This is a genomic window from Flavobacterium sp. 1, assembly GCF_002797935.1.
Classification (GTDB): Bacteria; Bacteroidota; Bacteroidia; order Flavobacteriales; family Flavobacteriaceae; genus Flavobacterium.
Genome location: NZ_PGER01000001.1, coordinates 3,411,233 through 3,424,491, shown reverse-complemented (window position 1 = coordinate 3,424,491; position 13,259 = coordinate 3,411,233). Strand labels below are relative to the sequence as shown.

14 protein-coding genes are annotated in these 13,259 nt (G+C 33.8%); 13 read left to right on the top strand and 1 reads right to left on the bottom strand.

Translation table 11 applies throughout. From position 1 onward, the window contains the following. The first annotated feature begins 9 nt into the window (after positions 1–9). From CLU83_RS13790 to CLU83_RS13765, 6 genes are all read left to right on the top strand, one after another. A complete protein-coding gene (locus CLU83_RS13790; RefSeq protein ID WP_100432142.1) occupies positions 10–984 on the top strand; it encodes a cytochrome c oxidase subunit 3 in 975 nt (324 codons plus the stop codon). 16 nt (positions 985–1,000) lie between these two features. After that, entirely contained in the window at positions 1,001–1,357 is a 357-nt protein-coding gene (locus CLU83_RS13785) for a cytochrome C oxidase subunit IV family protein (protein WP_100432141.1), read from the top strand. 83 nt (positions 1,358–1,440) lie between these two features. Beyond that, on the top strand, positions 1,441–2,082 hold the full coding sequence (locus CLU83_RS13780; RefSeq protein WP_100432140.1) for a hypothetical protein: 642 nt from the start codon (positions 1,441–1,443) through the stop codon (positions 2,080–2,082). A 1-nt stretch (position 2,083) separates the two neighbouring features. Beyond that, positions 2,084–2,770, top strand: a complete 687-nt coding sequence (locus CLU83_RS13775) for an SCO family protein (RefSeq protein ID WP_100432139.1) — start codon at positions 2,084–2,086, stop codon at positions 2,768–2,770. A 22-nt stretch (positions 2,771–2,792) separates the two neighbouring features. Beyond that, a complete protein-coding gene (locus CLU83_RS13770) occupies positions 2,793–3,332 on the top strand; it encodes a DUF420 domain-containing protein (protein ID WP_100432138.1) in 540 nt (179 codons plus the stop codon). Further along, positions 3,325–3,582, top strand: a complete 258-nt coding sequence (locus tag CLU83_RS13765; protein WP_100432137.1) for a hypothetical protein — start codon at positions 3,325–3,327, stop codon at positions 3,580–3,582. The genes CLU83_RS13770 and CLU83_RS13765 overlap by 8 nt, the downstream gene beginning before the upstream one ends. A 116-nt stretch (positions 3,583–3,698) precedes the next feature. Here CLU83_RS13765 and CLU83_RS13760 read toward each other — a convergent pair whose 3' ends face one another. Continuing rightward, positions 3,699–5,114: a DUF4403 family protein gene (locus tag CLU83_RS13760; protein ID WP_100432136.1), complete on the bottom strand. Its 1,416-nt coding sequence runs from the start codon at positions 5,112–5,114 to the stop codon at positions 3,699–3,701. Positions 5,115–5,280: 166 nt separating this feature from the next. Between CLU83_RS13760 and CLU83_RS13755 the strand changes: the two genes are divergently transcribed. The 7 genes from CLU83_RS13755 to tsaB all read left to right on the top strand — a co-directional run bounded on the left by CLU83_RS13755 (position 5,281) and on the right by tsaB (position 13,253). Beyond that, on the top strand, positions 5,281–5,982 hold the full coding sequence (locus CLU83_RS13755) for an ABC transporter ATP-binding protein (RefSeq protein WP_100432135.1): 702 nt from the start codon (positions 5,281–5,283) through the stop codon (positions 5,980–5,982). Next, the gene (locus CLU83_RS13750) at positions 5,975–7,219 is read left to right on the top strand and encodes an ABC transporter permease (RefSeq protein WP_100432134.1); all 1,245 of its coding nucleotides are present in this window, start codon (positions 5,975–5,977) and stop codon (positions 7,217–7,219) included. The genes CLU83_RS13755 and CLU83_RS13750 overlap by 8 nt, the downstream gene beginning before the upstream one ends. Positions 7,220–7,221: 2 nt before the next feature. Further along, the gene (locus CLU83_RS13745; protein WP_100432133.1) at positions 7,222–8,487 is read left to right on the top strand and encodes an ABC transporter permease; all 1,266 of its coding nucleotides are present in this window, start codon (positions 7,222–7,224) and stop codon (positions 8,485–8,487) included. Positions 8,488–8,528: 41 nt separating this feature from the next. After that, positions 8,529–9,647 carry an efflux RND transporter periplasmic adaptor subunit gene (locus CLU83_RS13740; protein ID WP_100432132.1) on the top strand — a complete coding sequence of 373 codons (1,119 nt, stop codon included), beginning with the start codon at positions 8,529–8,531 and terminating at the stop codon, positions 9,645–9,647. A gap of 77 nt (positions 9,648–9,724) precedes the next feature. Then, the gene (locus CLU83_RS13735) at positions 9,725–11,104 is read left to right on the top strand and encodes a TolC family protein (RefSeq protein ID WP_100432131.1); all 1,380 of its coding nucleotides are present in this window, start codon (positions 9,725–9,727) and stop codon (positions 11,102–11,104) included. A 4-nt stretch (positions 11,105–11,108) separates the two neighbouring features. After that, positions 11,109–12,404, top strand: a complete 1,296-nt coding sequence (locus CLU83_RS13730; RefSeq protein ID WP_100432130.1) for an efflux RND transporter periplasmic adaptor subunit — start codon at positions 11,109–11,111, stop codon at positions 12,402–12,404. Positions 12,405–12,584: 180 nt separating this feature from the next. After that, positions 12,585–13,253 carry a tRNA (adenosine(37)-N6)-threonylcarbamoyltransferase complex dimerization subunit type 1 TsaB gene (gene tsaB / locus CLU83_RS13725; RefSeq protein ID WP_100432129.1) on the top strand — a complete coding sequence of 223 codons (669 nt, stop codon included), beginning with the start codon at positions 12,585–12,587 and terminating at the stop codon, positions 13,251–13,253. Positions 13,254–13,259: the final 6 nt, after the last annotated feature.

The following is a 13,259-nucleotide window of genomic DNA, read 5'->3' as shown; positions in this document are numbered from 1 at the left end:
ATAACTTTTATGGGAGCGACAGTTACTACTGCAAATAATGAAAAAACTTGGGGAGGCGGAAATGAGCCAATGGGAGCAAGTTATGGTAAATTGATGATGTGGTTTTTTATCGTATCAGATGCCTTAACGTTCTCGGGATTTTTAGCAGCTTACGGGTTTTCTAGATTTAAATTTATTGAAACTTGGCCTTTGGCCGATGAGGTGTTTACGCACTTTCCATTTTTGCATGGTGTTTCAGCACCTATGTATTATGTGGCATTAATGACTTTTATTTTGATTTTCTCGTCTGTAACAATGGTTTTGGCTGTTGATGCAGGGCATCAAATGAAAAAGGATAAAGTAGCCCTTTATATGTTTTTAACAATTATTGGAGGTCTTATTTTCGTTGGTTCTCAAGCTTGGGAATGGAAAAACTTTATCAAAGGTGAATATGGCGCTGTTGAAACAACTGGGGGAAGTTTACTTCAGTTTGTTGATAAAGAAGGACACCGAGTTGCTTTAGAAGATTTTGCTGCTAAATTACCTGTTGAAAGAGAGCATTTATCTAGAGCTAAAGCTAAATGGTTTATGGAAGAATCTTCTATTCCTAGTTATACTGTAGCTGAGGTTCAAGCTGGTTTTAAAGCTCATCCTGATGTTTTGGTTAGAATTGAAACGCTGAACAAGAACAAAGAAAAAATTGTACTTTCAAGAGAAGAATCTCAAGCGCGTTTGAATCAGGCTAAATTGGTAATTGAGGGTGCTAATCTGACTCATAATGAATATGGAAGTAAGCTTTTTGCTGATTTCTTTTTCTTTATCACTGGTTTCCACGGATTCCACGTATTTTCAGGTATAGTAATTAATATTATTATTTTCTTTAATGTTCTTTTAGGAACTTATGAGAAAAGAGGCAGTTATGGAATGGTTGAAAAAGTGGGGTTATATTGGCACTTTGTTGATTTAGTTTGGGTATTTGTATTCACATTCTTCTATTTAGTTTAATTTTAGATTTATTATTATGTCACACGCACACGAACATGTTTCTAACACAAAAAGAATTTGGACTGTTTTTGGTATCCTTTCTTTAATCACAACTGTTGAGGTTGCTTTTGGTATCATTAGACCAGATGTTTTATATATGCACAATTTTTTGACAATGAGTTTGTTAAACTGGTTTTTTATCATATTAACATTAGTTAAAGCTTATTATATTGTATGGGCTTTTATGCACATGGAAGGCGAAAAAAGCTCATTAAGAAATGCAGTTGTTTTTCCCTTAATTTTCTTAGTTTGTTATTTGCTTTTTATTCTGTTAACAGAAGGAGATTATGTATTTGAGGTTTTTAAAAATTCTACAATTAAATGGAATTTTTAACTAGATATTAATTCAACATTAAAGGTGTCCGTATTTAGCGGATGCCTTTTTTTATTTTAATACAATAAAATTTATAATATCTAATGAAAAAAAATATTGTTCTTTTTGTGCTGTTTGTATTGCCTATCGTGGCTTATCTTTTTTTTGCTTCGGGAATTAACAGCTTTACAAAATTACCTGTAATAACACCAAAGATTCCTGATTTTGGTGAATGGAAATCTTTAAATGGTGAAAAAGTAACTTTGAATAATAAAATTACCATTCTTGGTTTTTCGGGTACTGAAATTCTTAAAAACAGAGGGAATTATTTCAATTTAAACGAAAAAATTTACCAGCGCTATCATGATTTTAAAGACCTGCAGTTTGTCGTTGTAGCTCCTTTAGGGACTGAAGATGAAGTGAAAAGTGTGCTTAGTGCGTTGGGTGCTTTTACAGATGTGAGCCAATGGCATTTTGTTTTCACCACTCCTGAAGAAATTAAATTGTACTATAGTGAACTGAAATTAAAAGGTGCTTTGGATGCTGATTTAGGAACTCCTTATGTTTACATTGTAGATAAAGAGCGAAACTTAAGAGGCAGAAAAGAAAAGAAAGGGTATAAAGAAGGATATAGTACATTCCATCCGGCCGAATTAAGTAATGAAATGCTAGATGATTTTAAGGTCATTCTTTATGAATATAGAGCTGCTTTAAAAAAGAATCATAACGCAACAAAACAATTATAGTATGCTGAAAAATAAGTCGTATATAGGAATTTCTTTTATTGTACTGGTTTTTGGAATATACGCTATTCCGAAAATTGTTGATAGAGTACAGAATAACAGTATTGTTCAAGGAGATCGTCTGGATAAAGTTGGCGGTTCTAAAGAAGTAGATCAAAAGTTGGTTAAAGTTGGTTCTGCTCCAAAATTTGAACTTGTAAATCAGGACAATGTAAAGATTTCGAATGATTTCTATAAAGGCAAAGTGTATGTTTTAGAGTTTTTCTTCGCCACTTGCCCTTCTATTTGTCCTAAGATGAATGCTAATATGGTGACGCTGCAAAATACATTCTTTGGGAATCCAAATTTTGGTATTGCTTCAATAACTATAGATCCAGAACATGATACACCAGCTGTTTTAAAAGAACATGCCGAATTGCTGGGTGCAAAATCAGCTAATTGGAATTTCCTGACAGGTGACAAAGAGTACATCTACAATTTGTCGAATAAAGGTTTCAATATTTATGTGGGTGAAAACAGTAAAGTTCGAGGAGGTTTTGAACATTCTGGTCTTTTTGCTTTGATTGACAAAAATGGTAACATCAGATGCAGAAAAGATGATTATGGAAATCCTATTTTGTATTATGACGGTTTAGAGAAAAAAGGAGTTAGAGAAATTCAGCAGGATATTCAGGCTTTGCTAAAAGAATAAATAAAAATAAGATTAATAAATAATGGAAAATAATACTGTAGAACAAAAATATAATAAATGGATTGTGCTTTTATCAATAGCAATTCCTGTTGCAGTTGCTGTTCTTTTTAAAGTGAAGTTAAAAGATTTTGGGTTTAATGTGACTCCATTGTCATTCTTGCCTCCTGTTTATGCAACTATCAATGGAATAACAGCAATACTGCTGGTTTCGGGTATTATTGCCATTAAAAACGGAAACAGAAAGCGTCATGAATTGTTAATGAAAATGGCTATTGGATGCTCTGTTGCTTTTTTGGCAATGTACGTAGCCTATCACATGACAGCAGAATCTACTAAATATGGCGGAGAAGGTGTTTTGAAATATATTTATTTCTTTATTTTAATTACCCACATTTTTCTATCAATCGCAATCATTCCATTGGTTTTGATTACTTATGTTCGTGCTTTAGCTGAGAAGTTCGATAAGCATAAAAAAATTGCAAAAATTACTTTTCCAATTTGGCTGTATGTTGCAGTAACAGGAGTAATTGTGTACTTAATGATTTCGCCTTATTATGTTTAAAAAAAGAAATAACAAAACTCAAATTCTAAATTTCAAAATTAAGACGGTTATTTTTGGAGTTTGTTTTTTCTTGATTGGAATTTCATCGTATGCACAATGCGCTATGTGCCGTGCCGCTTTGTCTGGAGATGAAAATAAAGCCAAAGCAGCAGCTGTAAATGACGGAATCGTTTACCTGATGATAATACCGTATGTTCTTGTTGGAGCACTTGGGTATTACATTTATAGAATGAAAAAGAAGAAACAGTAGGTTAACAATATCAATTGCAAAATTCAATTGCAATTCCAATAAAAAAGTCAGTCTCGAATATTTTTTTCGAGACTGATTTTTTTTAACTGCCGACTAAATACTGAAAACGGTGTGCTTTATTTCAGTCCGTCAATGGATACGTTGATTACTCCATTAACCTGTATAAAAGCTATAATTGCCTGATTCGTCAGCTCTGTTTTTTGAAACTGAATGTCATCCATTTTTCCGTTAACAAAAACACCAGGCATTGGGGAGTAGTTTTTTAAGTAAGCAGCCATGCTTTGTTTGGCTTCATCCAGATTTTGTTTGATTGAATAACGGCAGCTTTCCTGCATTTTTTTCAGAATAATTCCTTGGGCCAGCCAGTTTGCGGTTCTCATTAATCTGCTTTTGGTATCCAAAACATAATCTAGTTTGTCAAAATAGATTTCTTTGGTTGTGTCATTGTATTGAGGAATTCCGGTTAAATAAACGGTTCCGTTCACAGCGCCTAAAAGATCTAAGGCAATTACTATTTTGCCGTCTTTGTGCCAGATAGCCACATTTTGAACTTTTACTTTTTTGCTTCCTGATCCAAATTCCTGACCAACAAAATTTGCAGTCATTACCCGCGATGCTTCTTGATAAGTAGAAACGGCGGCTATATTAGCGGCTATCTGTTCTGGGATTTTATCAACTGCTTTTAGTACAATTTTGTTTTTTTCAAATTTAGATTCTGGTTTTTTGCCAATCAGAGTTTCCATATTGCATTTCATTCCCATGTTAAGCAAAAAGGAATCACTTTTAAGTTTGGCATTTGTAGAATACACTTCTAATGGTACAATTCTAAGCCAGCTTTTGTATTCCTGGCTCATTTCAAAAGGAGTACTTATTTTAGAAATTGCCTCTAAAACATTCGGTTTGAAATCCATAGATTCTTCTATAGCTGTATCAATGCTTTTTTCGATTTGCGATTTAAAAAGGCTTACTGCAGGATTTATAAGGTAAGTAACCGGCATATTTTTTCCAAAAACGGTCATCGAAGGGCTCTCTACCCAATCTAGAGATTTTAAATTTGTTTTAGAACTTAACTTCCAATTGTTTAAATTTACACTGCTTAGTAATGTAATTACTCCGTTTAGATTGAATTCTTGATTTTTGTATAAATCAACACCCATGGTTTTTGTGCCAATTCGGTATTTTACCCAAACTTTTAGTGGTAAAACAGTTTTTATTTTTTCACCTTCTTTTCCATGATCATTTGTGATAGTTATTGGAGCTTGCTTCCAGACTTTAATTTCAATATTATCATCTTCTATCCTGTTGTCTTCATAGATTAAGCCATTTAGTAAGGTGTTAGTTTGGTTTTCAATGTCTTTTAGTTTAATGCTGACTGGCAGGTTGATAAACGAAGGAGTACTTGTGTAAGTTAATGGTACGGCATCATCAGGTTCGGGTTTTAAAGCTTCAATTTTTTGCGAAGTAGAAGAGCAGCTTGTTGTTACTGATAGAATTGATGTGAAAATAATTAGATATAAAAAAGATTTTAGCATTGTTTCGGTTTTTTTGTCAGCAAATGTAACTAAACAAATATATTTTTTAAATGTAGCTGTAACATTTTTGTCGGAAATAAGTCTTATGTATTGAATTGATAAGTAGTGCTTTTTTTCTTATTGATTTTTAGGAGTTAGGTATTATTGTTTTAAACTATATGCAATCATGATTGAAATTAAGGACTTACATAAATCATATAAAATGGGACATACTGAATTGCATGTTCTAAAAGGAATTAATTTCAATATTAAGGAAGGTGAATTGGTTGCTATTATGGGTTCGTCAGGTTCTGGTAAATCTACATTATTGAATATCTTAGGAATACTTGACGAGGCCGATTCCGGACTTTATACTTTGGATAATGTGCCTATCAAAAAATTAAACGAAACTATTGCTTCAAAATATAGAAACCAATTTCTCGGTTTTGTTTTTCAATCTTTCAACTTGATAAATTATAAAAGTGCATTGGATAATGTGGCTTTGCCTTTGTATTATCAAGGGATAAAAAGAAAAGAACGCAATGAGATCGCTATGAAATATTTAGAAAAAGTAGGTTTGTCTACGCATTCACACCATTTGCCAAGTGAACTTTCCGGAGGACAAAAACAGCGTGTTGCAATTGCCAGAGCTTTGGCTTCAAATCCAAAAGTATTATTGGCAGATGAGCCAACAGGAGCTTTGGATACATTAACTTCTTATGAAGTAATGGAATTGATACAGGGAATTAATGATGAAGGAAAAACTATTTTGATAGTGACACACGAGCCTGATATTGCCGCAATGTGCAAAAGAAATGTAGTCCTAAAAGATGGATTGATCATCGATGATAAAATGGTAGAACAAGTTAGAGCTTCTTTATATGTTTAATATAGAACGCTGGCAGGAAATATTTGAGGCTATCGCCAAGAATAAACTGAGAACTTTCCTCACTGGGGTTTCGGTTGCTTCGGGTATCTTTATTTTGGTGATTTTGCTGGGTGTTGGAAAAGGTCTGCAAAACGGAATTGAAAAACAATTTGAAAGAGATGCCGCTGGTGTAATTGAGGTTTGGTCCGGTACAACAACCAAAGCCTACAAGGGATTAAATCCTGGAAGAGAAATACAATTTAGAAATAGCGATTTTGATCTTGCAGTCCAAAAATACGGAGACCAATTGGATAAAAATGGAGCTACTGCTACTGGCTGGGGAATTACCGTAAGTTATGGAAAGGAATCAGGGAATTATCAATACAGAGGTGTCAATACAGACGGTATGGGAATAGAAAATGTATCAGTTATAGAAGGCAGGTATATTAATGCAAATGATTTGAAACACAATGTAAAAGTGGCTGTGATTGGACAAAAAGTCAAATTAGATCTGTTTAAAGAAAAAAATCCTATAGGCGAACAAATTACTGTGGCGAATATCAATTTTAAAGTAGTTGGTGTGTTTACTGATCCAGGAGGGGAGAGAGAAGAAAGTAGAGTATTTGTACCTTTAAGTACAGCACAGCAGGTTTTTGGATTAGGAGATAAAATAAGTTATATGGCTTATACTATGAAAAAGAAAGACACTTATGAAGAAGCTGTTGCCGAGTCCGAACAATTCAAAAATGATTATGGAAAATTATTGAGAAGTAAAAATGGTGCTGCTCCTGATGATGAAAGCGCTGTTGGAATTTTTAATTCTGTTAAAGAAGCCAAGAAGTTTTATGATTTGAACCTTTATATCCGATTGTTTTTCTGGTGGGTTGGAATTTGTACTATTATTGCTGGTGTTGTTGGGGTCAGTAATATTATGATGATTATTGTAAAAGAACGAACCAAGGAAATTGGTATTCGAAAAGCACTTGGCGCTTCACCAGTTTCGATTATTCTAATGATTTTGCATGAGTCTATTTTTATTACCACTATTTCTGGATTCATGGGATTATTAACAGGATTAGCTCTTTTAGAATTGGTTGGTCCCCATGCGCAAAGCGAGTATTTTCAGAATCCGCAGGTCGATTTTACTGTTGCGGTATCAACCTTAATAGTTTTGGTAGTTGCAGGAGCTTTAGCAGGATTTGTTCCTGCTTACAGAGCAGCTAAAATTAGGCCTATTATAGCACTTAGAGACGAATAATTATGTTTGACAGAGAAAATTGGAACGAAATTTTAGAGGCTTTAACTGCCAATACCTTCCGAACGCTGCTTACGGCTTTTGGGGTGTTTTGGGGAATATTCATTTTGGTGATATTATTGGCGGCATCCAATGGTTTGGAGAACGGTGTCAAAAAAGGATTTGACGGTATTGCTACTAATACCATGTTTATGTGGACTCAAACTACCTCAAAACCATATAAGGGATTACCTAAAACCAGAAGATATGATTTTAAAAATAGTGATGTTGATGCTTTAAAACAAAAATTTCCTGACTTATTGTATGTATCTCCCCGTAATCAGCTAGGTGATTTTAATGGAGTCAGTAATGTGGTTCGAGGCACAAAAACTGGTGCTTATACTATTTACGGCGATTATCCGGAATTAGTAAAACAGGAACAGATGGATATTGTAAAAGGACGTTTTGTAAATCAGCAGGACATTCTTTTGAAACGTAAAGTAACTATAATAGGACAGGGGGTAATTAATGAATTATATAAAAATGCCGAAGAAGTAATGGGGACTTACATTAAAATAAATGGAGTCAACTTTATGGTAGTCGGAGTTTATAAATCAAAAGGGCAGAATAACGGTAATGCTGAATCGGCTCAGAAAAATATATTCATTCCTTTTACTACATTTCAGCAGGCTTTTAATTTTGGAGATAAAGTTGGCTGGATGGCGCTTACTGCAAATGATGATGCTTCCATCACTAAACTTAGACCTGGAATTCTGGCGTTTATGAGAGAAAGACATTCTATTCACCCTGACGATGAAAGAGCTGTTGGTAATTTTGATCTATTTGCAGAATTTCAAAAAGTCCAGGATTTGTTTATGGTTCTTAAATTCATTGCCTATTTTGTTGGGACTTTAGTGCTGTTATCAGGGATTATTGGAATTTCAAATATTATGCTGATTGTGGTGAAAGAGCGAACCAAAGAAATTGGAATCAGAAGAGCATTAGGAGCAACTCCTGGCGCTATTCGATCCCAGATTTTATTAGAAGCAATCTTTTTAACAATAATTGCAGGTATGTTTGGTATTGCGATAGCTACCGGTTTAATAGCTATTCTGAATATGATCTTATCATCGATGCCGTCAGAAGGGATGATGTTTGTTAATCCGAGCGTAGATTTAGTGGTTGTTTTTATAGCCTTGTTAATATTAGTGGGTTCAGGATTGCTGGCAGGATTTATTCCCGCTCAAACCGCTATAAATGTTAAGCCCGTAGAAGCATTACGAACTGAATAAAAGTCAATCAAAAAATAATAATCGAATAAAAAATTTATAAAATGAAAAAAGGAGTAACCATAACCATATTGATTTTAATTGCAATAGTTTTTTTCGGGGCGTTATATTATTTATATGCCAAAAATCAGGAATCTCCTATCGTTTTTGAAACTGATAAAGTAGAAGTGAAAACTATCGTAAAAAGCACGCTTGCCACAGGGAATATTGTTCCGGATGAAGAAGTGTTAATCAAACCGAATATTTCCGGAATTATTGAAGCGGTGTATATTAAAGCAGGAGAATCTGTTAAAGCAGGTGATATGATTGCTAAAATCAAAGTGGTTGCCAATGTTTCTAATTTGAGTAATTCTCAAAATCAAGTAAAAACAGCCAGAATTACATTAGATAATCAAGAGAAATTGTACCAAAGGCAAAAAACATTATTTGATAAAGGAGTGATTTCTGCCAATGATTTTGATGCCGCACAATTAGCATATAATCAAGCTAAGCAAAATTATAGCGCATCTGTTCAAGGATTTGATATTGTAAAAACGGGAACAAGTTCTGGATTAGGAAATTATGCTAATACTTTGATTCGATCAACTGTAAATGGAATGGTACTTGACGTTCCGGTAAAAGTCGGAAACCAAGTTATAGAAAGTAATAACTTTAATGAAGGAACTACTATTGCAAGTGTTGCAGATATTGGAAGAATGATATTTGTTGGTAAAGTTGATGAGTCTGAAGTTGGAAAAATAAAGTTAAATATGCCTATTGAAATTACAGTTGGAGCTATTGAAAATAAAAAGTTCACTGCTGTTTTGACTTACATTGCACCAAAAGGGAAAACTGAAAATGGAGCGATACAATTTGAAATTAAAGCTACTCTAACCAATAGAGACAATACATTTATCAGAGCTGGATTAAGTGCCAATGCTTCTATCATCTTAGAGAAAGCAGATAAAGTGCAGGCTGTAAAAGAATCATTAGTTCAATTTGATAAAAAAACGCTAAAGCCTTATGTTGAAGTTCAAACTAGTTTGCAAAAATTCATAAGAAAAAACATAATTCTAGGAGTAAGCGATGGAATTTATGTTGAAATAAAAAGTGGTATTAAAGCTTTAGACAAAATTAAAGTCTGGAATCAAGGCTTGAAAACTGAGGAAGCAAAACCAAACTAATCACTGAAGCAGTTTTTTGATAAACAAATTAAGTTCAATATATACAGTCTGTTTGCTGTGTTTTTATTCCATTACAAATGAAAAAAATAAATTATATAAGTATCGCTTTTGTATTCCTGACAGGATTGTCCTCTCAAGCGCAATCTAAACAATGGACATTAGAGGAATGTGTGCGTTATGCATTAGAAAATAATATCACAATTAAACTTTCTGAGCTAGATGTTAAAAATGCTGCAATTGATAAAAAAGGGGCTCTTGGCAGTTATCTGCCATCAGTAAGCGGAAATGCTTCGCACTCCTGGAATATAGGATTGAACGTTAACCCAGTTACCAATATTACTTCAACTCAAACTACACAGTATTCTTCATTAGGAGTTAACGCAGGTGTTGATATTTATAAAGGTCTGCAAAATCAAAATGCTTATAGAAGAGCTAAACTTTCTATAATAGCATCCCAATACCAACTTTTGAAAATGCAGGAAGATATTTCACTGAATGTAGCGAATGCATTTTTAGAAATTCTTTTTAATAAAGAAAATTTAAAAGTAAAGAAAGAGCAATTATCTATTGATCAAAAGCGTTTGGCTCGTTCTGAACAAATGGTTAATGCAGGATCAATTCCTCGGGGCGATTTGTTTGATTTGAAAGCGACTACAGCAACTGATCAACAGGCTATTATAGTTGCTGAAAATAGTTTGTTGATTTCTAAATTAAGCCTTTCACAACTTTTACAGCTGAAAGAGTTTACCGATTTTGATGTTGTTGATAATACAAATGCAAAGGATGAGAATAATATCATGGCGCAAACTCCAACTGATATTTATAATAAGGCAAAAGAAATAAGAACAGAATTGAAGCTGGCACAAACAAATCTTGAAATTGCAGAGAGAAATGTTGTTATCGCCAGAGGTGCTTTTCAGCCTACTCTTAGAGGCTTTTATCAGTTTGGTACAAGTGCGAGTTACAGTGATAGACTTGTCGGTACTGATGGTAATGGGAATCCGATTTATACGGGACCGCATTCTGTTTTGGATCAGTTTAGTGATAATAAAGGACATAATTTTGGTTTTCAATTGAATGTTCCAATATTTAACGGATTCTCAGTTAGAAATAATGTTGAACGCAGTAAGGTAAGTTTAGAGAAGTCCAAAATAGATTTAGAGCAAAAAAGTTTAGATTTGCAACGTAACGTTTACACTGCTTTTACAGATGCAAAAGGAGCTTTAAATGCATATGAGTCATCAACGGTAACTTTAGAGGCAAGACAGCAAGCTTACAACTACGCAAAAGAAAAGTATGATGTAGGTTTGATGAATTCATTTGATTTTACGCAGGCTCAGACATTGTTAACCAATGCGCAGTCAGATGTTATAAGAACAAAATACGAATACATGTTTAAAATAAAAATACTTGAATTCTATTTTGGAATTCCAATTGTCCCAATTACTAAAAAATAGCACCATGTCAAAAAAAACAATTTACATATTATTAGGAGCAGCAGTATTAGTTATTGGATTATTAATAGGGCTTTCAAAAGCAGGAATTATTGGGAACAAAGATAAAGGCAAGGAAGTGGAAATTGCCAACACAGAAACTGGTACAATAGTAGAAACTGTTTCGGCAACTGGTAAAATTCAACCTGAAATTGAGGTTAAAATTGCTTCTATGGTTTCTGGGGAAATTATAGATTTGCCTATTAAAGAAGGACAAGTTGTTAAGAAAGGAGATTTATTAGTAAAAATTAATCCTGATTTATATACTTCTGGATTGAACAGAAGCGTTGCTAATTTGTCAGGTTCTAAGGCAGGTTTAAGCCAGTCTGATGCATCGTTTAATGAGGCTAAGGCAAATTACGAAAGAAATAAAACGTTGTTTGAGAAAGGAATTATTTCCAAATCAGACTGGGACAAGGCTGTTTCTTCTTTTGAAGTAGCAAAAGCTAATAAGCAATCAGCATATTATAGTGTGCAAAGTGCATCGGCAACTGTAAATGAAGCTAAAGATAACTTAGGCAGAACAGTGATTTACGCTCCTGCAGATGGTACGATTTCTGTATTGAATGTAGAGCTTGGAGAAAGAGTTTTGGGAACACAGCAAATGGCGGGTACCGAACTTTTGAGAGTTGCCAACTTGAACAACATGGAAGTTGAAGTTGATGTCAATGAAAATGATATTGTAAAAATAAAAGTTGGAGATCTGGCCAATGTTGAAGTGGATGCTTATTTGAAAAAACAATTCAAAGGTGTTGTTACCAGTATTTCCAATTCTGCCAGTACGGCTTTAACAGCTGATCAGGTAACTAATTTTAAAGTAAAAGTTAGAATTTTGAAAGAGTCTTATAAAGATTTAGTGGTAGGCAAGCCAGCATCTTATTCTCCATTTCGCCCAGGAATGACGGCAACAGTTGATATTATTACTACCACAAAAACGAATGTGGTTAAAGTTCCAATAAGTTCTGTTGTGGTAAAGTCTGATACAACTGCCGTTAAAATTGGTAAAGCGGATGGTCCTGAATCTGATGAGAAAAAACCTGCTCCTAAAAGTGATAAAAAACTGGAATGTGTTTTTGTGAAAGTGGGTGATAAAGCCAAAATCAAAATTATAAAAACTGGAATCCAAGATGATACTAATATTGAAGTGTTATCTGGGCTTAAAAAAGGAGAAGTAGTAATTACAGGTCCTTATACTACGGTTTCTAAAGACTTAAATTCAGGGGATAAGGTATTTGTTTTGTCTGAAGGGGATAAGAAAAAATAATTTTGAACTGATTTCGTTTCTCTTTCGAAACAAAAAAAAGCACGTCTTGAAGTTTTCAGGAAGTGCTTTTTTTATAAAGGATTTTTGAAAATTCGGTGTAAATTTGCAAGCGCAATAAGTTTTAGATTTATAAATCTAAAATCTGCAATCTAGAATCTGCAATCTAAAATCTAAATTAAAGTGTCCTATATTCTCAATATTGAAACTGCTACTAAGAATTGTTCTGTTGCTTTGGCAAAAGATGGAAAAACTATATTGTGCAAAGAAATTGCCGAAGAAGGGTATTCTCATGCAGAGCGATTACATGTTTTTATTGAAGAAATTATCAGTGAAGCTGGAATTCAATTGAAAGATTTAACGGCGATTGCAGTAAGTCAAGGTCCAGGCTCTTATACTGGTTTGAGGATAGGTGTTTCGACGGCCAAAGGCTTGTGTTATGCTTTGGATATTCCAATGATAGCAATCGATACTTTGCAATCATTGGCTTCTAAAGTTAAGGTGACGGATGGATTGATTGTTCCAATGATAGATGCCCGCAGAATGGAAGTGTACAGTGCTGTTTTTTCGGCTTCTTTTGATAAAAAGCGAGAAGTTTTAGCAGAAGTCATTACCGAAAATTCTTTTGAAGATTTTACTGAGAAACTATATTTTGTTGGAGACTGTAATGAGAAATGCAAAACGGTTTTAACAAAAGACAATTTTGTGTTTTTAGATGGAATTAAGTATCCGTCGGCTAATGAAATGAGTATTTTGAGCTTTGATAAATACAAAAAAAACGACACTGTTGATGTCGCCTATTTTGAACCTTATTATTTGAAAGACTTTTTAATTGCTGCCCCAAAAAAATAGCCTGAA

Excerpts from the sequence above, each read along its gene's own strand:
- CLU83_RS13790 (WP_100432142.1), top strand. The coding sequence starts at position 10 with ATGGGAGCGACAGTTACTACTGCAAATAATGAAAAAACTTGGGGAGGC.
- CLU83_RS13785 (WP_100432141.1), top strand. The coding sequence starts at position 1,001 with ATGTCACACGCACACGAACATGTTTCTAACACAAAAAGAATTTGGACT.
- CLU83_RS13780 (WP_100432140.1), top strand. The coding sequence starts at position 1,441 with ATGAAAAAAAATATTGTTCTTTTTGTGCTGTTTGTATTGCCTATCGTG.
- CLU83_RS13775 (WP_100432139.1), top strand. The coding sequence starts at position 2,084 with ATGCTGAAAAATAAGTCGTATATAGGAATTTCTTTTATTGTACTGGTT.
- CLU83_RS13770 (WP_100432138.1), top strand. The coding sequence starts at position 2,793 with ATGGAAAATAATACTGTAGAACAAAAATATAATAAATGGATTGTGCTT.
- CLU83_RS13765 (WP_100432137.1), top strand. The coding sequence starts at position 3,325 with ATGTTTAAAAAAAGAAATAACAAAACTCAAATTCTAAATTTCAAAATT.
- CLU83_RS13760 (WP_100432136.1), bottom strand. The coding sequence starts at position 5,114 with ATGCTAAAATCTTTTTTATATCTAATTATTTTCACATCAATTCTATCA.
- CLU83_RS13755 (WP_100432135.1), top strand. The coding sequence starts at position 5,281 with ATGATTGAAATTAAGGACTTACATAAATCATATAAAATGGGACATACT.
- CLU83_RS13750 (WP_100432134.1), top strand. The coding sequence starts at position 5,975 with ATGTTTAATATAGAACGCTGGCAGGAAATATTTGAGGCTATCGCCAAG.
- CLU83_RS13745 (WP_100432133.1), top strand. The coding sequence starts at position 7,222 with ATGTTTGACAGAGAAAATTGGAACGAAATTTTAGAGGCTTTAACTGCC.
- CLU83_RS13740 (WP_100432132.1), top strand. The coding sequence starts at position 8,529 with ATGAAAAAAGGAGTAACCATAACCATATTGATTTTAATTGCAATAGTT.
- CLU83_RS13735 (WP_100432131.1), top strand. The coding sequence starts at position 9,725 with ATGAAAAAAATAAATTATATAAGTATCGCTTTTGTATTCCTGACAGGA.
- CLU83_RS13730 (WP_100432130.1), top strand. The coding sequence starts at position 11,109 with ATGTCAAAAAAAACAATTTACATATTATTAGGAGCAGCAGTATTAGTT.